This is a genomic window from Sphingopyxis sp. DBS4 (assembly GCF_024628865.1).
Lineage (GTDB): Bacteria > Pseudomonadota > Alphaproteobacteria > Sphingomonadales > Sphingomonadaceae > Sphingopyxis.
Genome location: NZ_CP102384.1, coordinates 3,155,122 through 3,177,801 on the forward strand (window position 1 = coordinate 3,155,122; position 22,680 = coordinate 3,177,801).

At 61.2% G+C, this 22,680-nt stretch carries 25 protein-coding genes; 4 read left to right on the top strand and 21 right to left on the bottom strand.

The window, feature by feature from the left end; genetic code table 11:
• Positions 1–155: 155 nt before the first annotated feature.
• Together NP825_RS15115 and NP825_RS15120 are read left to right on the top strand one after the other, a co-directional pair.
• Positions 156–1,025, top strand: coding sequence for an IclR family transcriptional regulator (locus NP825_RS15115; RefSeq protein WP_152567708.1), 870 nt, complete (start codon positions 156–158; stop codon positions 1,023–1,025).
• Between the two features lie 72 nt (positions 1,026–1,097).
• Positions 1,098–1,631, top strand: coding sequence for a TIGR02444 family protein (locus tag NP825_RS15120; protein WP_058456271.1), 534 nt, complete (start codon positions 1,098–1,100; stop codon positions 1,629–1,631).
• On the opposite strand, the gene NP825_RS15125 is transcribed toward NP825_RS15120, so the two are convergent.
• From NP825_RS15125 to hpaH, 10 genes are all read right to left on the bottom strand, one after another.
• Positions 1,597–1,938 (bottom strand): cytochrome c, encoded by a 342-nt coding sequence (locus NP825_RS15125; RefSeq protein ID WP_037557657.1) that lies wholly within the window; start codon positions 1,936–1,938, stop codon positions 1,597–1,599. The two genes, NP825_RS15120 and NP825_RS15125, sit on opposite strands and share 35 nt — an antisense overlap.
• Positions 1,939–1,961: 23 nt before the next feature.
• Entirely contained in the window at positions 1,962–3,422 is a 1,461-nt protein-coding gene (locus NP825_RS15130; protein WP_037557721.1) for an FAD-binding oxidoreductase, read from the bottom strand.
• Positions 3,423–3,434: 12 nt separating this feature from the next.
• Positions 3,435–3,674, bottom strand: a complete 240-nt coding sequence (locus NP825_RS15135) for a non-oxidative hydroxyarylic acid decarboxylases subunit D (protein WP_037557656.1) — start codon at positions 3,672–3,674, stop codon at positions 3,435–3,437.
• Positions 3,671–5,149 carry a non-oxidative hydroxyarylic acid decarboxylases subunit C gene (locus NP825_RS15140; RefSeq protein ID WP_052182498.1) on the bottom strand — a complete coding sequence of 493 codons (1,479 nt, stop codon included), beginning with the start codon at positions 5,147–5,149 and terminating at the stop codon, positions 3,671–3,673. The genes NP825_RS15135 and NP825_RS15140 overlap by 4 nt, the downstream gene beginning before the upstream one ends.
• Positions 5,149–6,609 carry an aldehyde dehydrogenase family protein gene (locus NP825_RS15145; RefSeq protein ID WP_037557719.1) on the bottom strand — a complete coding sequence of 487 codons (1,461 nt, stop codon included), beginning with the start codon at positions 6,607–6,609 and terminating at the stop codon, positions 5,149–5,151. The genes NP825_RS15140 and NP825_RS15145 overlap by 1 nt, the downstream gene beginning before the upstream one ends.
• Before the next feature lie 33 nt (positions 6,610–6,642).
• The gene (locus NP825_RS15150) at positions 6,643–8,196 is read right to left on the bottom strand and encodes an FAD-binding oxidoreductase (RefSeq protein ID WP_037557655.1); all 1,554 of its coding nucleotides are present in this window, start codon (positions 8,194–8,196) and stop codon (positions 6,643–6,645) included.
• Positions 8,193–8,765 (bottom strand): hypothetical protein, encoded by a 573-nt coding sequence (locus NP825_RS15155; RefSeq protein ID WP_052182497.1) that lies wholly within the window; start codon positions 8,763–8,765, stop codon positions 8,193–8,195. The genes NP825_RS15150 and NP825_RS15155 overlap by 4 nt, the downstream gene beginning before the upstream one ends.
• Positions 8,765–9,388 (bottom strand): UbiX family flavin prenyltransferase, encoded by a 624-nt coding sequence (locus tag NP825_RS15160; protein ID WP_231732769.1) that lies wholly within the window; start codon positions 9,386–9,388, stop codon positions 8,765–8,767. Before NP825_RS15160 ends, NP825_RS15155 begins: the two co-directional genes overlap by 1 nt.
• A gap of 133 nt (positions 9,389–9,521) precedes the next feature.
• Positions 9,522–10,232: an HpcH/HpaI aldolase/citrate lyase family protein gene (locus tag NP825_RS15165; protein WP_231732770.1), complete on the bottom strand. Its 711-nt coding sequence runs from the start codon at positions 10,230–10,232 to the stop codon at positions 9,522–9,524.
• Between the two features lie 61 nt (positions 10,233–10,293).
• Positions 10,294–11,094: a 2-oxo-hept-4-ene-1,7-dioate hydratase gene (gene hpaH / locus NP825_RS15170; protein WP_037557653.1), complete on the bottom strand. Its 801-nt coding sequence runs from the start codon at positions 11,092–11,094 to the stop codon at positions 10,294–10,296.
• A 168-nt stretch (positions 11,095–11,262) separates the two neighbouring features.
• Here hpaH and NP825_RS15175 point away from each other — a divergent pair, with 168 nt between their 5' ends.
• Positions 11,263–12,129, top strand: coding sequence for an alpha/beta fold hydrolase (locus NP825_RS15175; protein ID WP_037557652.1), 867 nt, complete (start codon positions 11,263–11,265; stop codon positions 12,127–12,129).
• A 68-nt stretch (positions 12,130–12,197) separates the two neighbouring features.
• Here the strand turns inward: NP825_RS15175 and NP825_RS15180 are convergent, their stop codons facing one another.
• The 3 genes from NP825_RS15180 to NP825_RS15190 are packed head-to-tail and all read right to left on the bottom strand — an operon-like array spanning position 12,198 to position 14,880.
• On the bottom strand, positions 12,198–12,695 hold the full coding sequence (locus tag NP825_RS15180; protein ID WP_037557651.1) for an aromatic-ring-hydroxylating dioxygenase subunit beta: 498 nt from the start codon (positions 12,693–12,695) through the stop codon (positions 12,198–12,200).
• On the bottom strand, positions 12,692–13,867 hold the full coding sequence (locus tag NP825_RS15185; RefSeq protein WP_037557650.1) for an aromatic ring-hydroxylating dioxygenase subunit alpha: 1,176 nt from the start codon (positions 13,865–13,867) through the stop codon (positions 12,692–12,694). The genes NP825_RS15180 and NP825_RS15185 overlap by 4 nt, the downstream gene beginning before the upstream one ends.
• Positions 13,864–14,880, bottom strand: coding sequence for a dihydrodipicolinate synthase family protein (locus NP825_RS15190; RefSeq protein ID WP_037557715.1), 1,017 nt, complete (start codon positions 14,878–14,880; stop codon positions 13,864–13,866). Before NP825_RS15190 ends, NP825_RS15185 begins: the two co-directional genes overlap by 4 nt.
• A 173-nt stretch (positions 14,881–15,053) precedes the next feature.
• Between NP825_RS15190 and NP825_RS15195 the strand changes: the two genes are divergently transcribed.
• Positions 15,054–15,839, top strand: coding sequence for a 1,6-dihydroxycyclohexa-2,4-diene-1-carboxylate dehydrogenase (locus NP825_RS15195; RefSeq protein WP_037557649.1), 786 nt, complete (start codon positions 15,054–15,056; stop codon positions 15,837–15,839).
• A gap of 11 nt (positions 15,840–15,850) precedes the next feature.
• On the opposite strand, the gene NP825_RS15200 is transcribed toward NP825_RS15195, so the two are convergent.
• From NP825_RS15200 to NP825_RS15235, 8 genes are read right to left on the bottom strand one after another with little or no spacing between them, the layout of a single operon-like run.
• Positions 15,851–17,083 (bottom strand): NAD(P)/FAD-dependent oxidoreductase, encoded by a 1,233-nt coding sequence (locus NP825_RS15200; protein ID WP_231732771.1) that lies wholly within the window; start codon positions 17,081–17,083, stop codon positions 15,851–15,853.
• An 11-nt stretch (positions 17,084–17,094) separates the two neighbouring features.
• A complete protein-coding gene (locus tag NP825_RS15205; RefSeq protein ID WP_037557648.1) occupies positions 17,095–18,600 on the bottom strand; it encodes an aldehyde dehydrogenase in 1,506 nt (501 codons plus the stop codon).
• A gap of 14 nt (positions 18,601–18,614) precedes the next feature.
• A complete protein-coding gene (locus NP825_RS15210) occupies positions 18,615–18,893 on the bottom strand; it encodes a 2Fe-2S iron-sulfur cluster binding domain-containing protein (RefSeq protein WP_037557647.1) in 279 nt (92 codons plus the stop codon).
• Between the two features lie 5 nt (positions 18,894–18,898).
• A complete protein-coding gene (locus tag NP825_RS15215) occupies positions 18,899–19,105 on the bottom strand; it encodes a 2-hydroxymuconate tautomerase (protein ID WP_037557646.1) in 207 nt (68 codons plus the stop codon).
• Positions 19,105–19,875, bottom strand: coding sequence for a 2-keto-4-pentenoate hydratase (locus NP825_RS15220; RefSeq protein WP_037557645.1), 771 nt, complete (start codon positions 19,873–19,875; stop codon positions 19,105–19,107). The genes NP825_RS15215 and NP825_RS15220 overlap by 1 nt, the downstream gene beginning before the upstream one ends.
• The gene (gene dmpG, locus NP825_RS15225) at positions 19,872–20,915 is read right to left on the bottom strand and encodes a 4-hydroxy-2-oxovalerate aldolase (protein WP_037557643.1); all 1,044 of its coding nucleotides are present in this window, start codon (positions 20,913–20,915) and stop codon (positions 19,872–19,874) included. The genes NP825_RS15220 and dmpG overlap by 4 nt, the downstream gene beginning before the upstream one ends.
• Complete coding sequence (locus NP825_RS15230; RefSeq protein WP_037557641.1) at positions 20,912–21,847, bottom strand: acetaldehyde dehydrogenase (acetylating); 936 nt, start codon at positions 21,845–21,847, stop codon at positions 20,912–20,914. Before NP825_RS15230 ends, dmpG begins: the two co-directional genes overlap by 4 nt.
• Positions 21,848–21,874: 27 nt before the next feature.
• Entirely contained in the window at positions 21,875–22,678 is an 804-nt protein-coding gene (locus NP825_RS15235) for a 2-keto-4-pentenoate hydratase (RefSeq protein ID WP_037557713.1), read from the bottom strand.
• Positions 22,679–22,680: the final 2 nt, after the last annotated feature.

Sequence of the window (22,680 nt, forward strand, 5' to 3'; positions counted from 1 at the left end):
TGGCAACAGGGCGCAATCTGCCATTGCATAGGAATGCCGCGCGGGCAGTTGCACAAGAAACGACTTTGCATCTTGAGATATGAATTGTATCTGTTGTTGCTTCCTAGAACCCTCGTATCCCTGCAAAAGGGACAAAATAAGAGAATGGAAGAAGTTTGGAACGTCAGGCAAAAAGCGTGAGAGTGACAGAGCTTGAAGACGATCACTCCGATATGTCCGCCTCTTCCAAATCGCCGCGCGATGTTGCGCAAAAGCCTCGCAAGAGTATCCAGTCGGTAGAGACTGGGGTCCGCGTGCTCGAAGCGCTGATATCTTGTCCCGGCGGCTGCGCACCCCTTCGCGATATCGCCGCGGGAGCCGAGATGTCGCGCAGCCAGGCGCACCGATATCTCCAGGCCTACATTAATACTGGGCTGGTCCAGCAGGAGCCTGCGGACGGTCGCTATTCTCTCGGTCCAACCGCCCTCAAGATCGGACTCTCGGCCTTGTCGAGGCTCGACGTTATTCGCATCACCACCGCCTATCTGCGGCAGCTTGCGGATGATCTCGAGACCACTGGTCTGCTCTCGATATGGGGTGACTATGGGCCGACGATCATCCGTTGGCTCGATGGCGGCGTTCCAATTGCGACGTCTTTGCACGTCGGATCGGTCCTTCCCATTCAGCATTCGTCTGCAGGGCTAGTTTTCATGGCTTTCCAGCCACTCCCTGCCTATAAGCGGCTGCTTGAACGTGAGCGCGCTGCGCGGACGTCCATCGATGAAATCGAGCTGCAAGCTATGCTGACGGAGATCCGGAGGCAAGGCTACGCCAAGGTGGACGGCCAAGTGGTACCGGGGCTCGCTGCCATTTCAGTCCCGGTATTCGACATGCAGGAAAAGCTGATCGCGGTGATTGGCGTACTTGGCCGGATGACCGACGAAAAATTCTTTTGCCAGAGCAATATCGACAAAGTCCAGGCCGCCGCTCTCAAAGCCAGCAACGCAATGGGCTGGCAGCCGGAGGAGATGCGTGGGGATTCCTGACCCGCTTGGTGCGATCGCCATAAACGGGAGCCTCCCGGGCGCTGGCATGCGAGGGGATTTCGGGGGCAGGACGTGAAGCCACTCGATCCCGACACCTTCTGGCGTTTCTCGGTATCAGCTTATGCGCAGCCCGGTGTAGCGGATATTTGCCTCAGCTTGCAGGACGACCATGGCTTCGATGTCAACCTCCTGCTTCTGTGCTGCTGGTTAGCGCAGCTGCGGTCGATCGTGCTTAGCGAGACGGAATTGCGTTTTCTCCTCGCAGAAATTGAGGCGACAAATTCAGAAGTCATCGGGCCACTGCGTCAGGCCCGCCGGTGGCTGAAAGCTCCCGCCAGTACCAGCGGGGCCTCGGCTGCCAAGGCGCAGCGTGTCCGGCGCCTCGTAAAGATGGCCGAACTCGAAGGGGAACGGCTGGCGCAGCACCTGCTAATCAGCGCGGCGAGTGCGCTTGGAGCTGAGAGCTGCGCGGACCGAATGAACGCCGCAAACCTCAGTCTGACGGCCTATACGCGGATCGTTAACGAGACTGACGCTGCCGATGCCTTGCAAAGCCTTGCGCGCCTCGTCGTCAAGGAGCGTTCGAAGGACCCTTTGCCGTCTTGATGTAGGTGAATACAAGATCCACATCGGCGTCTGTCAGCTCGGTTGGGCGGAATGGCGGCATTTCGATCAGCCCGTTTCGGACGACCGAGTGGACATAGTCCTTGTCGAGGTCCTTGCGGCCAATGAGGGGCGCAACGGGTCGCTCCATCTCTTCAAGCAGCATAGTGGCGGGATGACCCGGGCCCGGGTCGTGACAACCCGCGCAGTTCAGGGCATATAATTCTGCACCGTCCGGTTTGTCCGCATCTGACGATTTCGAACAAGCGGTTAGCATCAGCAGAGCGACCGCCAGCAATCCCATCTTCATGCTTTCGATTCCCTTGTTTGAGGTCAGGCCGACAGAAAGAGGTTCGCGGGATCGAGCGCGCGTTTCACGCGCGCGTGCAGTTGAGTTATCGCGCCGCTTTCATAGGTCGCCCTAGCAGAGGCGGCGAGCGCCGGCTCGACGTGCGTCTGTCCAAATCCGGCACCTGCCTGCGCATCGATCAGCTCGATAGCGCAGTCTCTCGCCCGTTTACTGCCCGCGGGACTGCCATCGAAGCACAAATACTGCCGATGCTGGGCAGAGCGCCAGACGGCATTCGTTTCTCCGACAAAATCGAAACCGTGCCGGCCGGAAATATCGCGCGACAAGTCATAAAGGCGAAGCCCTTCCTTGCCATCAACCGGGCTGATGGGGCCGATGTCGAGAGAGGATCCTCCGGCCCAGGCCGAAGGGCGGCCAAGTGCATTACCGACCGAACCAAGCATCATGCCTTTTCGCCACGCCCACAGTCCTTCCATCCCGGCTGCGGGAGCGGCCAGCACCCGCGAGCCTTTGATCGATGCGAACGCGTCCTGGACCATCGACCAAGCGATGCGAACATTGTCGGGGAGCCCGTAAAGCGAGCCGTAAAGAGTCCAGTAGCCAAGCCCGATCGACTCCCCGGCTTTTCGAACCTCGCCGGCGGACATTGGGCCGGTGCCGCCGAAGTCGCGGCGTACCTTGCCCGAACGCGCTGCTTCGTGCAGCGCATTTGCCACCGCCACGCCATTGGGGACGACCATATTGGTCTTGAGCGGGCCCAGTACATCGAGAAGTTTGCCAAGATCGTCTTCGTCCGGCACCGTGACAGCAAAGGATTGCGCTGCCGGGGGCTGGGGCATGAGCCAGAGGCCGAGCTTGGTCACGACGCCAAGATCGGATTGTGTGAAGAGCCCGTCGATCCAGGGCCCGTAACCAAATTTGAAGAGCTGCCAGCAGGTACTCTTGGGCATAGCACCCATCCCTGTCCGGACACTGCGGCCGTCGGCCAGCATCAACTCAAGCCCGCATTGCATAAGATAATGATCGGCATATGGGGTATAGCCCACGCGCCGCTTCAGAAAGGCGCTCGCCACCGATTCGTCGGGCTCACCCGGGCAATCGACCCAGAGCTTGAGCCCCCGCTCGCCTATCTGTTCGGAGAGTTGCCGAAAGGTGACGCCTGGCTCGACGAGGCAGTAAGCCAAGTTCTCATTGATCTCGAGAATCTCATTCATGCGGCCAAGATCGAGCAATATGATCTTGTCGCGTGCCGCCACCTCCTGACCTGCGACCGCGCGGCACACAGGTTGAAGCGCCGCTCCGGCCTCGCTCGCCACCGCGAGGACCTTGGCAAGTTGCTCGGTGTCGCGCGGCGCGATGATACCCAGGGGCAGGGCGACTCCGGAATGGAAGGGTGCGAGCGCCGCCGGATCGCGCGTTACCCCATCGGCACCGACCAGTGCTTCTAGCGCGTCGAGCGCGGCGGCTTGGCGATTTGCGTCCATCTTGATCACCCCCTATTTCCGCATGGTCGAAGGTTGCAGGACGATCGGAAAAAGATCCGGCTCCGAAACATCGATCGCGAACTCCTCGGCGCGCACACGCGGGTCGATCGCACTCGCCGGCTCGCTGTCGCGCCAAGAGAAACAGCAGGCCGTGCAGCGATGGATTGTCCAAATCGTTTTCTCGCCATCGACGCCGCGGAAATCAGGGATCGAAGCGTCGGAGCCACATCGCGGGCAATGGGGTGCAGTCATAGCGTCTCGCCTCGTTGCATCGCCTGGATCCGTTTGCCGAGGTCATCGATAGTCTGGCCGGTGGGCGGGGTGACCAGATGTGCCTCGCCCACCGGATCGGGCGGGAGATAGCTTGTTGCGTCGATAATCAGATGGTGCCCCTTCCCCGGCGTCACGGCAGCGGGGTCGATCGGGACCATCGCCATGTTCGGCAGGACGATGATGTCCTCCGCGCGCGTCCGGGTCGACAGGGCCCACATGACCTGGTTGAGATCGAAGGGATCGATATCGCCATCGACCATGATCAGATTTTTCAGATACATGAGGCCATGGGGCGTACCAAGCGCGCGGAGCGCCACGGATTTTGCGAAGCCCGCCATCCGGTTCTTGACCGCGATGATCGCTGTCAGTCCGTGCTGGTACAGCGCATTCACCGCGGTGACTTCGGGAAAGGTCTGGCGCAACTGTGCATAGATGGGCGCCGACGTATGAAGACCGATCAACGTGTCGTGCTCCGTCCAGCCACGACCGATGTAGATATTCTCGAATATAGGGTTCTTTCGGTGCGAGACGGCGGTCACCTTGAAGACAGGGGCGCGTCGCACGCCGCTGTAGGATCCTGGGAATTCACCGAACGGCCCTTCGAAGACGCGCTCACCAAGCTGGAGCTCGGCTTCGATGACGATCTCGCTATCCGCGAGGATGTCGATACCGTTGCCGGAATTCGTCAGCCGGATCGGCGCTCCCATCATCGCCGAGGCATAAGCATATTCGGACTCGTCGTAGCCGATTGGTGTTGCTGCGAACAACGCGACGCCGGGATGGTTGCCGAGCATGACGGCGATCTTGAGCGGCAGGCCTTCGCGTTCCGCTGCGAGGATCTGGCGTCCCATGTCATGCGACGGGATCGTCATCAGGCTGAAGCGATCGGGACCCTGGATCTGAAGCCTGTAGATGCCGACATTCTGCTTGCCGAAATTTTCCGGATCCAACGGATCGCGCGAAGCCACCGACGCCTTGGCCAAATAGAAACCCCCGTCAAACTCGTTGATGCGATACACGGGCAGCAGGTCGTAGAGATTGATATTCTCCTCGTGCCGGCACTCATGGACAGGCGCCTGCCCCTCGGAAACGCGGCTGATCTGGGCAGAGGCATCGCCCCAGCGCCCGGCTATGTCGAAGAACATATCCCGGATTGTGGTGCCTTTTGGCTGACCCAGGAGCAGCGCGATATTATCCCAAGAGCCGTGCACCCCGACAACCGTGCGTTTCCCGGGGTAGCCCGCTATATTGTCGAACAGGATCGCAGGAGCATGGTTGACATCGCGCGAGGCGGCCACGGCAATGTTGCGCAGGTCGGGCTCGGGCATGATCCGGTCCGTCCAGGTAATGGCCTGCCCATATTCTTCGAGGAGCTCCAGAAAATCGCGCAGCGATCCGACGCCTCTTGCGCGATCGGCGAGGTTGGCGCGAATGGATGACTTTCCTTGAGACATCAGTGTGCTCCCCCAACGGCCGCGTCGGTCTGGATGCTCACCCATTTCCACTCGGTCATGATTTCAAGATCGGCCTCGGTGCCCTCGCGGCCAAATCCGGAAGCCTTGGAACCGCCGAACGGCACGTGAGGCTCGTCGTGCAACGTGGGCGCGTTGACATGGACCATCCCGGACTCGATTTCGCGAGCGAACCGAAGCGCCTTGTCGATGTCGCGCGTGAAGATCGCGGCGCTCAGGCCATATTCGGTGTCGTTGGCAAGCCGGAGGGCTTCATCGAGGTCATCGAACGGATAGAGCGACGTGACCGGCCCGAAGGTTTCCTGGGCCGCTACCTCCATCCCGGGCTGGACACCGGAGAGGATGGTCGCATGGCACACATGGCCCGTCCATTCGCCCCCGGCGAGTATTTCGGCTCCCTTGCCGCGGGCGTCATCGATATGCTGCCGCACGCGCGCGCGCTGACGCCCGGAAATGATAGGACCCAGCATCGTTGCGGGATCGCGCAGATCGCCGGATGAGAGTTTCGCAGCTGCAGCAGCGAAAGCCTTGGAGAACCGGTCGAAGATCGGACGTTCGACATAGATACGCGACGCCCCCATGCACACCTGGCCCTGATACATGAAGATGCTGAAGATCGCGGCCGCCACGGCCTTTTCGATGTCGGCGTCGGCGCAGACGACGAGAGGACTCTTCCCGCCGAGTTCGAGGGTATATTTCTTGAAGCCTTCAGCTGCGATGCGCGCGATATGCCGCCCGACCCGGGACGAGCCCGTGAAGGTGATCGCGCGAACCTTGGGATGGCCAGTAAGCGCATCGCCGATTTTGGCGCCGTCCCCATATACAATGTTGAACAGGCCTTCGGGCACGCCTGCTTCCTCCCAGAGGCGCGCGAGTTGATCGGCCACGCGCGGTGCCGCTTCCGACGGAAGCAGGACGAAGGCATTGCCCGTCGCGAGCGCCATGGCCGACTGCTTGATCCCCTTGATCAGCGGGACGTTGAACGGCGTAATGCCGGCAACGACTCCGACCGGTTCGCGAAAACTCATGCTGACGCGGCCGGGCGCATCGGATGGAATAGTCTCGCCGCGAATGCGCCGGGGAACGCCTGCGGCCGCGCGCAAGAAGCTCGTGGCGAACCGGGTCTCGAAACCGGCCTTTGCGATCGGCGAGCCGATTTCATCAACGAGCGTGTCGGCAAATTGCGATGCGTCACGCTCCATGAGAGCCGAAGCCTTTATCATCCATCCCTCGCGCGCGGCTGCGGAAAGGTCGCGGTTCCGGCGATAGGCCGTGTCGGCCGCCTCAACTGCTCGATCGACGTCGGCCGGAGTCCCGGCAGCCGCCCGGGAATAGAGACTGTCGTCAATCGGGTTCAGGCTTTCGAAATAAGCGCCGTCGCCAGGGGCAACCGGTGACCCGCCGATCCAGTGGTCAAGCCCCCTCACTTCGTCCTTACGCATCATGAATCTCCTGGGAGCGTGGGTCGCGTGGCATCAGGGACGCGCCGACTTCGGCCATATGCCCTGCTTTCCGGGCGAAAGAATGCCGTTGGGATCGAGAGCGTCCTTCAGGCGGTGATGGAGATCCCAAAGCGCCCCGTCGTTGTAACGATAGGTTCCAGCAATCTGGTCCATGAAGGCGAGATGAGTACGATATTCGCCGAACCCCGCCGCCGCGGCCTCATCCACCAGGAGACTGAAGAGATCGTGGGCGCTCTTGCGCATCGTTTCATCGGCCCGATTGTACATGATCATCAAAATGTGATGCATGTCCCGCCAGCCGACCAGAAACTCCCCGATGTAGTCGAAGCCGAATTCGTGGCAGCGTTTCTTGATCAGATTATATTGAGCCAAGGCTTCCGCCCCGTCGGGCGCGGAAATCGGGGAAAAGTTGACGTGTCCCCCTCCGCCGATCCAGTTCATGATGCTGAACTCGGTCATATTGGGTTCGCCGCGCATGAGCTTAACGCGATAATCCCACGCAGGATCATTCTCGCGCGCGAAGTGGAACTTGGCGCCCGGAATGTTGCTGAATGCCTCCTCGATCAATTTCCAATTATTCTCGATCATGGGCGGTGGTCCGTAGAGGGCGCCGTAATAATTCCACATCCCGAGATTGAGGTCCGCGGCGATCTTCGTCCGGATCGACGGCGGGAGCGGCCCCTTGCCGTCATAATAATGTCGCCGCGTGGTCTTCGCCGAGGCCTCCCACAATAGGTCGACCGCGACCGCTGCGTTAGGGATCACCTGATTCACCTTGAGCGGGCGCGTGATCTCGAAAATCTGCTCGAGATCCTCTTCGCGTGGAAAGGTGATCATGAACGGCTTGTAACCGGGCGGCTCCGGCATCAGCCAGATGCCGAGTTTGGTGACGACGCCGAAATTCGACTGGGTGAACATGCCATCGAACTGCGGTCCGAGCCCATGTTTGCTGATCTGCCAATGCTTGCTGTTAGAGATGCCTCCCTGGCCCGTGCGAACGACCTGGCCATCGGCAAGCACAACTTCCATCCCGCATTGCATAATGAAGTGATCGCCATAGGGCGTGTAGCCGGCGCCATGCTCGAGCGCGTTCCCCATGACGCCGCCCCAGGCGGGCGCTGCCGGATCGATCCACAATTTGCTGCCGATCCGCTGCAGGTGGCGATAAAGCTGCATGTAGGAAACGCCCGGCTCGACCAGCGCATATCCATATTTTTCGTTGACTTCGATGATCCGGTTCATCCGTTTCAGATCGAGGACAAGATATCCGGATTTGCGGGGTGCCGGCCCGCCATATGCGAAGTTCCGTCCAGTCCCGATGGTCCAGATCGGCAATCGGAAGCTGTTGGCGATGGCAAGGATCCGCTGCACCTGTTCGACGCTTTCCGGAGCGACGGCGGCAGAAGGAAGCAGAGTGCCATCGGCAAGCGGCGAATACGCGTCGCGGTAAGTCGACAGCGGAAGCTCGTCGACGAAAACCCAGGTTTTGCCGACGACGCCTGCGAGTTCATCGAGGGCCCGTGAAAAGTCGGCCGCCGCAATTCCCTCGGGCAGCGGCGGCCTCACCGCGTTTCTCCGGCAAGCCGAAAGGCCCAGGTCACAAGTAGGCCGGGGCTATTCGAGGCGAGTGCACATTCCCCCGAAATGCACGCGGCCCGGCGCGGTGATGATTTGTGGCCGTCCAGCTCATCGCGAACTTTCTGCGCAACGACGGCGGGCCAAGTATATTGCGGGAGCGCGCCCAAGCCGGGGGCGGCGCCGATGCGGTGTGTCCAGCGGCCCGCCTCATAGGAATGTTCCCATCGAAGCAAAGGCTCCGCTCCACTCTCGATGAGCAACTGGGCCGCAATCATTGCAGCGGGGTCGGAGGTCAGGCCTGCAATCACCTGCGCGCCGCGGGGCCAGTCGCCAAGCAACTCATCCAGCCCGCTTCCGACATCCAGCGCGAGAGACTTTTTCGAAGACGATATGAGGGACGCGGCAAAACGCTCGCTTTCCTCAACCCTTGGCTGGCTGACGACGAGAACGGCCTCTTCGTCCGCCGCACTTCCTGACCGGAAGCGGGAGGCTCCAACCAGACCCGCGCAAAAAACCCCGGCGCCCAATAGCTCCCGGCGCATCAGCACTGCCGCCATCAAATTGTCCTTTCCGATTTATCCGCCTGCGCCAGAGGCATCACTTCTGCGCCCTTCAGTCCGGTCCATCGGCGATCGGCGGCCCGATGGATGCCGAACTGGTCGAGGACCCGGATGCAGCTATGGTCGACGATTTCGTCGATCGACGATGGCCGAGCGTAGAACGCCGGGACGGGTGGGAAAATTATCGCCCCCATTTCGGTACAGGCTGCCATGTTTCGAAGATGGGCAAGGTTCAGGGGCGTCTCTCGCACCATGAGCGTTAATGGACGACGCTCCTTGAGCATGACGTCGGCAGCTCGGGTGATCAGATTGTCGGAGAGCCCATTGGCGATCGCCGCAAGGGTGCGCATGGAGCAGGGCGCGACAATCATGCCGTCACAGAGAAACGATCCGCTCGCGATACTGGCGCCGACATTCCGTATGTTATGAACCACGTCAGCCGACGCTTCAAATTTTTTCAGCGTTAGCGGCAGTTCCTCGCGGATGTTGAGCACGGCTGCCTGGGAGACCACGAGGTGCGTTTCGCAGCTCGGATCTTCACGCAGCATTTCCAGCAGACGCAGACCGTAGATTGATCCTGTCGCGCCGGTGATCGCGATCACGATCTTTTGCAACGTCATCGCCCCCGCCGGCGGAGGCCGCCTGTATCCGGTCGATTCGGCACTAGCATAGCCCGCTCCCGATTTCCTATTTGGACACAGCATACAATCCGTTGCTTATTGTGCAAGGCCAAAACCGGCGCGCGGATCGCGGTCACTGGCGGAATCGATCGAGCAGCCCGCGTGCCGCATCGGCGAGGGCGAACGCATCTATTCCGACAGCGACGAAGCTTGCGCCGCCGGCGAGATGTGCATCGAGAAGCGCGAGATCGCGCGACAGAATTCCCGCTGGCTTTCCCGCGGCAAGGATGCGGGACAACGCGCCCATCGTGAGCTCGCGCACCCGCTCCCGGTTGGCGCTTCCCAAGAGCCCGGCCGACGCTGCCAGATCGGCTGGACCGATGAACAGCGCGTCGATCCCGTCGACGCCGGCGATTGCTTCGATATTCTCGACACCCTGAATCGTCTCGATTTGCGCAATCAGACAAAGCCGCTCGTTGGCATCGGCAACATGGGTCGCAATGCCGCCCCAGCGCGATGCCCTTGCACCGCCGATGCCTCGGCTGCCCGATGGGGGGTAGCGGCATGCTTCGACCAACCGGAAGGCCTGCTCAGCCGTTTCGACCATCGGAACCATGAGGGTCGTCGCTCCCAAGTCGAGGATTTGACGGATCGCGACGGGGTCTGATGAAGGCACGCGCACGACGGCAGCGCAGGGCGGGCAGGACGCTATTGCCCGCAATTGCTCGATTATCCCGGGCAGAGTTTGCGGTCCGTGCTCGGCATCGACAAGGAGCCAGTCGAACCCCAGTCCGGCGCAGATTTCGGCGATGTCGGCGTTCGCCAGCGCCAGCCAGAATCCCATCTGCGTCCGCCCTTCGGCGAGCGCGACTTTGAAATGGTTGGGAGGATTTGCTGACGACATGTCAGACAAACCGCATCGCGATCGAGCCGAGCCTGCCATAATCCGCAGATATCACGTCGCCGCGCGACACAGGGACCGGGCGGGTAAAAGAACCGCCCAGCAGGATTTCGCCCGCCTGCAACTCTTCTCCCCACTGCGACAAGCGATTTGCCAACCACGCGACCCCTCGCGCTGGATGGTTTAGCACGCCAGCCGCAATTCCTGTTTCCTCGATGACGGCATTGCGAGATAATATGGCGCCGGCCCATCGCAGGTCGATGGCGTCCGGCCGGATGGGCCGGCCGCCGAGGACGATCCCGGCATTCGCCGCGTTGTCGGCAATCGTATCCTGGATTTTCCGGGCGCTGCCGGTCTCCGCGTCGATCGGCTGAACGCGGCTGTCGATGATCTCCACGGCGGGCACTACATATTCAGTGGCAGCGAGAACAGCCCGTGTCGTCACATCGGGACCACCCAGCGGCCGGGAGAGAATGAAGGCCAATTCGACTTCGACCTTCGGATTGATGAAGCGATCGATGGGAATTTCGCTCCCCTCCTCGAACGCCATGTCATCGAGCAACGTGCCATAGTCGGGCTCGGTGATACCAGCAGACGCCTGCATCGCACGCGATGTCAGACCAATCTTGCGGCCAATGGACCGACGTCCCGCCGCCTTCTTGAGCTCAACCCACGCGCGGGCGATGCGATATCCATCTTCTATCGTCATCTGAGGGAAGCGAAGCGACAGCTGCCGGACGGGTGTTTGGCTCGCCTCGGCGACATCCAGTTCACGCGCGAGCGATGCAACAGTCTCGTCGTCCATCTCGGCTACTCCCCGTCCCACAATTGCTTATCTGGCAAATGCATTGCACAATGAGATATGAGAGTCCAGTCGGCAGGTCGCTAGAGTTTACAATGGACAACACGATAGCCATTGTGCAATGTCCAGGTCGGATGGAATGCCATCGATAAGACGGAAGGGAGAGATTTCATGGGTTCGGATGTCATCCGGGAAGAGAAAATCGAAGGACGCGGGCTTACGTCGCACACGATGATCGCCGGCGATCCCAAGAAGCCTGCCATATTACTTCTGCATGGCGCCGGGCCGGGTGCGCACGCCGCATCAAACTGGCGCCACCTAATGCCCGATCTCGCCGAAAATTTCTTCGTGATCGCACCCGATCTGATCGGATTTGGCCAGTCCACCATACCGGATCCGTTCCCGGACAATGTCATGGCGTGGATCGGTGTCCGCGTCGAACAATGCCTCGGACTGATGGACGCGCTTGAGATCGACAGCGCCCATATCGTCGGAAATTCGATGGGCGGCGCGCTGACACTGCAGCTTCTGAGCGAAACGCCCGAACGATTCGATAAGGTCATTCTCATGGGGTCGATAGGTGCCCCGGCGCCGCGGACGCCGGAGTTGGTTCGGCTGCTCTCCTTTTATTCCGATCCGCGCCCAGCGCGATATCGCCAGCTGATGCACAGCTTCGCCTATGACGCTGACAAGTTCGAAGGAATGGAAGAGATCGTATCGTCGCGCTATCAAATTGCGACCGATCCCGCTGTCATGTCCATCGCGTCGAAGATGATCGATTCGATGAAGGTCGGGATCGAAACGCTTGCAATGCCGCCGTCGATCTTGGGCAAGCTTCCGCACGACGTGCTGATTTTTCACGGCAGGCAGGACCGGATCGTCCCTCTCGATACGAGCCTCTATCTGCTTGAGCATCTCCAGCATGCCGAACTCTATGTTCTCGATAGGTCGGGACACTGGAGCCAGCTTGAGCGATGGGACATCATGCGCCCGATGCTCGAACGCCATTTTGGCGCACGCGACTGGACGACGGCCTGAGGGCCGTTGTCACCCCGATGACGTACATATCCAAGGGCGCTGGCTCTCACCATCGCTCCCAGGTGTGACTAGATCGGATAGACCAGATAGCGGGGTAGTACCGTCGTATCGAGGAGGGTGCGACGGGAAAGAAGCTTAAGATCTCCATCCGCGCCTTCTCGAACGAGATCCTCATATTGCCCCGTCGCGAGGACTTCGGACACGCCGCTGTCTTCGGGCGTCATGAACACGCTGAAGTTGGACCGCGCTTTCCAGGTGTTATCATCAATTCGGTCCGCCGCGACGCGCTGAACGAAATGCCGAGTTCGATAGTCCTGAAATGTCCCGGCCCATATCTTCGTGATATAGGTCACTCGGTCGAGCAGGCGCGCGTGGCAGTCGTCGTACATGAAGCCCAGCGCGAGCCCCTGTTCCTCATTTTCACGCGACAGACAGATATAGGATGCGTCGTCCTCTTCCACATAGTTGGATAGCCAGCGCTGCATATCCTTGCTGTCGAGTGCGTCCGCGTCCGCGACGAGCAAGTCGTCGAGCGCGCGATTAAAGTTTTCGGGCGCCAAGGTCATGCTGCGCGCCTTTCGAAACCCATTATTTCCCGATAATATTCCCATCTCGGAAGATTTCCGCTCTCGTCGTTCTGAAGGAACTCGTCCTCGATCTTCTCTTTGTCACGGACACCTTTTTGAAAGATGGCCGCGCCGGGCGTGTGGTTCCCGATATGAATCCGGTGAAAAATCGACGCGTCTTCCATGCTGATCAGGCCGCTCGGACCCAAGAGGTTCGAACTTTGGCGCAAGCGGTGCCGCACCATCTCCTCATCGTCATCGGCATGCGCGAAATAAGCGTAATGCACTTCGACCCGCTCATGATCGATGGGCGTCGCGAACCGCAGGTTGATAACGTCCAAATGCTTCGTTGCAACGAAGGTCGGAAAGAGGCTGACGATCCGGGATCCGACGGAGGGGTCCTGCCCCTTGAACTCGATGATCGACGGATCTTCGAGCATCGTATCGCCACGGGCAACCGACAGCTCGGATTCAAAGCCTATATGGCCCCGTTTCGTGCTGGTGAACTGGCGCCCCTTACCGCCCTGCCAGTTTAGGAGATTGAAGGCCTGGTGCAGGAGCGGTGCATGATAGCCGTCATTGTCGGTATAGGACTTCCAGTTCGTGTTGTACCGGACCTTCTGGTAGCCGAGCAGCTTGAGGCGGCCGTCCCCCCCCACGAGCTCGCGGAGCGTTTCCACGATCGATCCGAGGCATTCGAGAAGGGGTTCGGTTCGAGCGGACATGGTGACGAACACGACGCCGTAGACGCTCTCCATCCGGGGTTGGGCCAAGGGATAGTCGGAGCGGTTGAAGCCAGGCACGAACTCGCGCTGGTTCGGACACCCGACCAGGTCCCCCCGCGTGCTGAACAGCCAGCGATGATATGGGCATTCGAATTCCTGCTTGTTACCCATCGGAGCGGTTTCGAGCTGGTTCCCGCGGTGCGAGCAGGCGTTGAAGAAGGCGCGAACGATACCATCATCGCCGCGCGCGATCAGCAGGGGAATACCGGCGAGACGAAACGTCTTGAAATCCCCCCGTTCCGGGATCTCGCTCTCATGGCAAACCGGATGCCACTCCTCGCCATGAAAAATGCGCTGCAGTTCGGTGTCGTAAACGTCCTTGCGTACAAAAACTTCCTTCGGAATCTCATTGAAATTGTGAGGCCAGTCCAAATCTAGCTTCGTCATGGGATTGCCTCCAATGATAATGGCGTGGATTGCTCGCGTTCCAGCTCGCGTCCCAGATCGGCCCACATCGTGCCGGATTTGCGCGCCCCGGCCAGAAACGGCTCGGGTACGAGATGATAGGGCGGCCGAACTGGTCCCGCTTTCATCCACCCTGCAGCGTCCATTCGGGCCTTCTCGAGGCCGATGTTATACGTTGAAAATTCCTTGAAGCTCCCATTCGGGAACAGGGGCGCGGCGGTGGGGCCCAGACGCGCCTGCAGCGCCCGCGCGGCCGCCCAGTCGCCGCTTGCCCTCGCCTTCGCGACAATATCGCGCAAACTCGTCGTCACGAGCGGATGGCAAACGGCGCCACTGGACCAGAAGGCATCGATCTCGTCGACCATCCGCGCCGCCGCATAATAATCGAAATCGATGGGGAGTAGCTTGATATTGCCCTTCACGGCCGCGAGATCGGCCAGCAGCGTACCGACCCCGATATATTTCGCGGTCACGACCTGGGGAATTTCCGCGACCTGCGCCCAGAATGCCCGCGGAAAATCGAACTTGAACGCTTCGGGGTTGGCGTAAATGGCGATATTCATTTCGGGGACGGCCTCGGCGACGTCGCGATAGAATTGCACGGAAACGTCGAGCGCGGGCGCGCACCACATCGGAATGCCAAGCATGGTCCCGTCGGCGCCAAGCGCAAGCGCTTCCCGGGTCAGGGCGATCGTATCGCGCGTGTTAAGGCAGGTCGTGCCCACGAACACGGGAACGCGGCCGCCGGCCGCATCGACAATCGCTCGCATATAATCGAGCTTTTCGCCGTGGGTGAGCGTTGCCGCCTCTCCCAAAGTTCCCATGCTGAGAATGCCGTCAATTCCAGCGTCGATCAGCCCGTTCACCACCCGCGCGGCTTCATCCAGGTCGACCGTGTTCTCTGAGCGCCAGTCCGAGGCGTTTTCGGTAGCGGGCGTCGGCACGATGGCCCAGGCGCCTTTGATATCATCGGGTCGGAGCAGCCGGCTGCGCATCATCCCTCTCCTTTTGGACCTGCAGAATCACGGCCCTTTCGTTGTTCATAGTGTAATGCATTACTCCTTGTGTTTGCAAGCTGCGACATGTAATTCCTGAATCAACCATTGCGTAACAATTCTATCCAGTTGATATTTATCAATTTTAGTTGCGCAATAATGGAGAGCTCACGATGATTTCCTCCGGGCGATATGCCGATAAAATTGCCGTGGTTACGGGCGGAGCCCAAGGCATCGGATTGGCGGTTGCGACCCGAATGGCCCGGGAAGGCGCGACAGTGACCATCGCTGACCGCGCCGAGGACGCCACGATGGCGGCCGTTGCGGGCCTTCGTTCCGACGGGCTCGACGCTTATGGTGAAATTCACGACCTTGAGAAAAGAGACGGCGCCTGTTCGCTTTACGGGAATGTGATCGAGCGGCATGGGCGCGTCGATGTCGCGGTCCATAATGTCGGCGGCACGATCTGGGCCAAGCCCTTCTGGGACTATTGCGCGGAGGAGATAGAGGCTGAGATCAACCGTTCGCTCTGGCCTACGATCTGGTGCTGTCATGCCGTGCTCCCGCATCTTTTGGCGGCGGGCCAGGGTGCGATCGTCAACGTCGGCTCGGTCGCGACGCGTGGGATCAACCGCTTGCCCTATGCCGCAGCGAAGGGCGGCGTTGCTGCGCTGACCGTGGCGCTTGCCCAGGATCTCGAAGACAGGCCCATTCGGGTCAATTGCGTGGCGCCAGGCGGCGTGAACGTCACGAGAGTCACACCCAGAAATCCGGCCGAGCCCACCGAGGCAGACAAGGCAGGGTTCGAGGCTGTCGTAAGGCAGACGCTGCGCGATACCCCGATGGCGCGCTTTGGCGAGGTCGACGAGATAGCTGCCGCCATCTGTTTTCTCGGCGCCCCCGAGGCCTCCTACATCACCGGACAGACGCTCTATGTTGCCGGAGGCGGGATAGGCTGAAGTTCGGGGACCTAGGAAGCAGACTTCTTCAATATTTCGCGCAGCGGGACATCGACATCGGCCAACTCCGCCGGTCCGACGCGCGCGCGGCGTTCGACAAGGCGCTTGGCGACTCCCATATCTGCCGACCGGTTCGCGGTCAGCGCGCCCATGACGAGATCTCCTGCGAGGAAGAATGCGCAAAAGGCATCATCCTCCACCCTCCCGCGCATGATGAGCTGCTGCTGCGCGTCGATGCGCCCGGTCACTTGTATGTTCAGATCATATTGGTCGCTCCAGAACCAGCACGGGCGGCAATATTCGACGGGTTGACCGAGCATGGCGGCCGCTGCAGCTGCGCCCTGCTCGGCTGCATTCTGATAGGTCTCCATTCGCACGCGGCCGCCGAAGAAGTCGGGTTGCTCGGCGACGTCGCCCGCGGCGAAGATGACGGGATTGCTGGTACGGCATTGCGCGTCGACTACGATCCCATTGCCGACGATCAGGCCGGCATCCGCTGCCAGTTCGACGGCCGGGACGATCCCGATACCCACAACAACTGCGTCGCAGGCAAGTTCTTCGCCATCATCGAGCTCGACGGCGCAGACTTTCGCGCCGCTCAGGCGAAGACCTTTGACCGATCGGCCGTAGAGCGCACGAACGCCCTGCATCCGGTGATGCTCGCCGAGCCAAGCTCCAAAATGGTCCCCGAGTGCCCGGATCATCGGCGAAGCGAACGGCTCAACAGCGGTAACATTGCAGCCCATTCGCCGCGCGCTGGCAGCAACCTCGGCGCCGATGACGCCCATTCCGATGATCACGATCTGCGCGCCGGGCCGCAGATCGGCGGCAAGGCCGGCGGCGTCGCCAAGGGTGCGAAGATGGTGCACATTGGCAGCCTCGGCCCCTGGCAAAGGCAGGCGGCGAGCGGCGCCGCCCGTTGCCAGGAGAATGCGGTCCGCCTGAACCGCTTCGCCGGACGCGAGCCTCAGCGCGCCGGCGCGCAGGTCGATCGCCGTTGTTCGCACGCCCAGGCGGAGCTCGACCTTGTTCGAGGCGTACCAATGCTCGTCATGAAGATAGAAGCTTCCAGAAGGCGTTCCGCCTTCCCACAGAAACTCCTTCGAAAGCGGCGGCCGTTCGTAAGGGCGCCACGGCTCCTCGCCGATGAGATGAATATGGCCGTCATAACCTGCGCTGCGCAGTGATTCCGCCGCCCTTGCGCCGGCCATGTTTGCGCCGACGACCGCAATGCTATTGATCACTATTGGTCACCCTATTGATCGAACATTCCAAGCTTGCCCTCGTCGAGGTTCACGATCACCGACTTCGTCTGGGTATAGTGGTTGAGCACCTCGTGACTAAACTCCCGGCCAAACCCGCTCTGCTTGTATCCGCCGAGCGGCATGTTTGGTTTGAGGTTATAATATCGGTTGATCCATACCGTCCCGGTTTCAAGCTTCCTTGCAATGCGATGCGCGCGCGCGAGGTCGCGGGTCCACACGCCGCCGGCGAGGCCGAAGCTCGTGTCATTGGCACGCGCCATCATCTCGTCCTCGTCGCGCCAGCTTTGCACTGTGGTAACAGGACCGAAGATCTCTTCTTGCGCAATTCGCATGTCGTTTGCGACCTTGGTGAAGATTGTCGGCTGGACGAAATGCCCTTTCGCGAGCCCGGCATCCGCCGAACGCGCGCCGCCGGCAAAGACCGTCGCCCCTTCCTCGATCGCGAGCGCGAGGTAGGATTCGATCTTCTCCATTTGCATAGTCGAAGCCTGCGCTCCGAGCTGCGTGGCAGGGTCCAGCGGATCGCCCTGCCTGATGTTGCCGAGCGCATCACGAAATTTCTCGAGAAACTCTTCCTCTATTGCCTCGTGAAGGAAGAGGCGCGACCCGGCGAGGCACACCTCGCCCTTGTTAAGGACGGTCGACATCGTTGCGCTCTCGACAGCCGCGTCGATATCGGCATCGGCACAAATGATGTGCGCCGATTTTCCGCCGAGTTCGAGCGTCTGCGGAATGATATTCGCCGAGGCATATTGGATCACGCGGCGCGCGGTCGCGACCGATCCCGTGAAAGCGACTTTGCGCACGTCGGGATGGGTTACGAGCGCCTCTCCGACGTCGGCCCCATAACCCGTGACGACATTCACCACACCCGGCGGCAGAATATCGGCCATCTCCACGAAAAATTCGAGCACCGAGAGGCATACCGTTTCGGCCGGCTTCAATACCACCGTATTGCCCGCCGCCAGAGCCGGCGCGATTTTGCACGCCATCATGAGCAGGGGAACATTCCACGGTATGATCTGGGCGCAGACGCCCAGCGGCTCGCGGTGCACGATGCCGATCGCATCGGGAAAGTCCAGCGTCTGGCCATGCAGGCCGTAGGCGGCACCCGCGAAGAGTTCGAACTGGCCGATCGCGTTGGGCAGGTCGAAATACAGCGACTCGCGGATGGGCTTACCGTTGTTCAGCGTTTCGAGGACGGCATATTCTTCAAGGCGCGCCTTGAGGCGGCGCGCAATTTCGTAAAGAAGGTCCTGCCGCTCCGCCGCGCTGCTCTGGGACCATGCGGGAAAGGCCGCTTTTGCCGCCGCCACGGCCCGACCAACATCGGCGGCGTTCCCAGCTTGAATTCGGGCGAGCGTCTCACCCGTAGCAGGGTTGAGCAGCGCGATTGTCTTGCCGCTGGCGCCCCCGACCCATTCTCCGCCAATCAGATGGCCATATTCGTCGCGAATGCCATAGTTGCTTTCAATCGCCTTCAGATTTGTCGACATGTCGCTTCTCCACCTTATTCCACAACTTCGATCGTCAGACGACCGAGAGGATAGAGCCGGCAAGCAAGGGCATAACCCGCCTGGAGCTCCGCGTCCGATACATGCGCCTTGCTCATCTTGCCGAGCCGATGCGCGCCTTCGATAACCCGTACCCGGCAGATTCCGCAGCCGCCGCCCCGGCATCCGACGCCGATGTCGCTCGCTCCGCTGCGCTCCATGGCAACGAGCACGCGCTCCCCGTCCGGGCATGGAAAGGCGCTGCCTCCCACGATTTCCACGAGATGCGGGCGCATAGCGACTATCCCCCGGACTCGCGCGCGCGCCGCGCGGCGAACGACTGGCCGCCAACTGCGAAATGTGCTGCGGGAACCTCACGCAGGATGACGCGAACCGACTCGATCGGCGCCCCGACGGCGGATACGGCGGCGTCGGTCAGCGCCGCGACGAGAGCTTCCTTCGCCTCCGGCGTTCGTCCCTCGAGCAAGGTGACCTCGATAATCGGCATCAGGCATCAACCCTGATCGAAACTGATCCGAGATTCTGGACAGTCGTGCGGATCGACTGACCCTTGGCAAGGGTCGGAGCAGCTGTGATCCCGCCCGCCAGGACGATATCCCCGGCCTCGATGCGCTCGCCGCCCTCCGACACCATGCGCGCGGCCGCAACGAGCGATCGTAGCGGATGCCCCAATATGGCGGCGCTGGACCCCACTTCGACGACTTCGCCGTCGATTTCGAGAATGACCCCGAGATTCGAGATATCCTGGTGCGGGTCGTTCCAGCTTCCGACGACAAAGCCCGAGGAAGAACTGTTGTCAGCGATGACATCGGCGAGCGCGAACTTGAAATTCTCGTATCGGCTGTCGATCACCTCCATCGCAGGCGCCACCGCGGCAACCGCGGCGAGCGCCTGGGCCATCGTAACCCTACCGGCGAGGGGAGCCGACATCAGGAAGGCGATTTCCGGCTCGATGCGTGGGTGGACGAAGTTAGCGAGCGCAAGGCTGCCCCCTTCCTCGATCAGCATCTTGTCGGTGAGTCGGCCCCAAGCCATCTGGTCGACGCCCACTTGTTGCATCTTGGCCCGGCTCGTGAGACCCATTTTGACGCCGACACGCCGCTCGCCGCGCTGGAGGCGACGATCGATGGACAGTCGCTGGATTTCATAAGCGTCCTCAACCGTCAGCTCGGGTCGGGCATGGGTCAACTGCGGCGTAGCCACGCGTTCGTGCGCGGCCCGGTCCAGGATTTCGGCCAGACTTGCCAAATCGCTCATTGCGACACCGCCAGTTCCTGGTCCCGAACGAGGTCGAGGGCGACATCGACGATCATATCTTCCTGGCCGCCGACCATCCGCCGCCTGCCGAGCTCGACCAGGATCTGGCGGGTATCGAGACCATATTGTTCGGCCGCCTTTTCGGCATGGCGCAGGAAACTGGAATAAACGCCTGCATAGCCCAAGCTGAGAGTCTCGCGATCGACGCGCACCGGGCGGTCCTGCAGTGGCCGCACAATATCTTCCGCGGCGTCCATCAAGCCCATCACGTCGCACCCGTGCTTCCAGCCCTTGCGATCGGCGGCGGCGATGAAAACCTCGAGGGGGGCATTGCCCGCCCCGGCACCCATGCCGGCGAGACTGGCGTCGATGCGCACCGCGCCGGCCTGCGCCGCGACGATCGAGTTTGCGACGCCGAGCGAGAGATTGTGATGCGCATGCATCCCGCGCTGCGTTTCGGGCTTGAGGACCCGATCGTAAGCTTCGAAGCGGGTCCGGACGCCGTCCATGTCGAGGGCTCCGCCGCTGTCGGTTACATAGATGCAATGGGCGCCATATCCCTCCATGAGCAAGGCTTGCTGCGCGAGCGCTTCGGGATCGATCATATGGCTCATCATCAGGAAGCCAGAGACGTCCATGCCGAGGTCCCGCGCAATCCCGATATGCTGCTTTGCAACGTCGGCTTCGGTGCAATGGGTAGCGACGCGCACCGAGCGGACGCCGAGACTGTGCGCGCGCCTCAGTTCCTCGACCGTTCCGATGCCCGGAACCAGAAGCGTCGTCAGCACCGCATGTTCGATGACATCAGCCGCTGCCTCGATCCACTCCCAATCGGTGTGGGCCCCAAACCCGTAATTAAAGGATGTCCCGTTGAGGCCGTCGCCATGCGAGACTTCGATGGCATCGACCCCGGCTGCGTCGAGCGCCTTTGCAATGGCTCGCACGCTGTCGGTGCCATACATGTGAAGGATGGCATGCATCCCGTCGCGGAGCGTTACATCCTGGATGTAAAGCGACTGGCTGGATGGATCGAAGGTCATGCTGCGATTCTCCCCGTCTGACGCACGAGGACTTCGGCGGCAGCCTTTGCCGCAGCGGTCATGATATCGAGGTTGCCGGCATATTTTGGCAAATAGTCGCCGGCGCCTTCGACCTCGAGGAAGACGCTGGTCTTCATTCCTTCGAATTCGCCATAGCCCGGGATCTTTAGCGGCCGGTTCGATCCGAACCGTTCGAACTGAATGTCCTGCTTCAATCGATACCCTGGCACATAACGCTGGACCTCGGCGACCATCGCCTTGACGGCATCGCAGACCAAGCTCTCGTCAACCAAGTCGGTCAGGGTGAAGATCGTGTCGCGCATGATCATCGGCGGGTCGGCCGGATTGAGAATGATGATCGCGCGGCCTTTGGCCGCTCCCCCAACAACCTCGATGCCCTTGGCCGTGGTGCGCGTGAACTCGTCGATATTGGCCCTTGTACCGGGTCCGGCCGACCGGGACGAAACCGACGCGACGATTTCCGCATAATGGACCGGCGTGACGCTCGACACCGCAGCGACAATCGGGATCGTCGCCTGTCCGCCGCACGTGACCATATTGATATTGCGAGCGCCCGAGGAGACCGCTGCGTTGACCGGCGGTACCACGAAAGGGCCGAGCGCGGCGGGCGTCAGATCGACGACAAGCTTTCCATCCGCTGCGAGGGCCTTGGCATGTTCGACATGCGCATAGGCTGAGGTCGCGTCGAAAACGAGCTCGATGTCAGGGTAATTCGTAAGCGCGCGCAGTCCATCGATACCTTCGTGGGTCGTGGTTACGCCGCGCGCGCGCGCCATCGCAAGGCCTTCGGAGGCGGGATCTATTCCTACCACAACGGCAAGTTCGAGTTCGCTCGAGCCCCGCAATATCTTGACCATGAGATCGGTGCCGATGTTGCCCGATCCGATGATCGCGCATTTCGTCTTCGCCATCTCTTTATCCCTTTCCGGTTGATCGCCTCAGCTTGCAAACGCCGCTTTGACGGTCCCGACTCCATTGATTCTGGCCTCGACGACGTCGCCGGCCGCGACGGTTGCCATGGGTCCGAGAGCGCCCGACAGAAGAACATCTCCGGCAAGAAGCGGACGGCCTTCGCGTGCCATGACGCGCGCCAGCCACAAGGAGGCACTGATCGGGCTGCCAAGACAGGCGACGCCCGCGCCGACAGAAACAGGCTCGCCGCGGCATTCCATCACCATCCCGCACGCGCGTAGGTCGAGCCCGTCGAGCTTGCGCGGAACGGCGCCAAGCACGAACAGACCGCTCGAAGCATTATCGGCGATGGTGTCCAAGATCCGGATGTCCCAATTGGCGATGCGGCTGTCCACGACCTCGATCGCGGGCACGACATATTCGACCGCCCGGATCAGTTCGGCGATCGTAAGGTCGGGCTGAAGGAGGTCGCGCCCGACCACGATCGCGATTTCCGCTTCGACCTTTGGCTGGATGACCCGCCCGAGCCCGATCGGCTCGCCCTCGGGCACATCCATATCAGCGAAGAGCATGCCATAGTCGGGCTGGTCCACGCCGAGCTGCTTCTGGACCGCCCGCGAGGTAAGCCCGATCTTGCGTCCGACGAGACGGCGCCCCGAGGAGAGTGCGTGGCGGGTGTTCAATTCCTGCACCGCATAGGCCGCCGCGACGCCACCGCCGCTGAGGCTTTCGCGAAGCGGGGGGATCGGCGAGCGCTTTTCGGCCGCCGTTCGCAGGGCGATCGCTGCTTCTTCAATGATGTCAGGGTCAAGTGTATTTTGTTCGGACATGA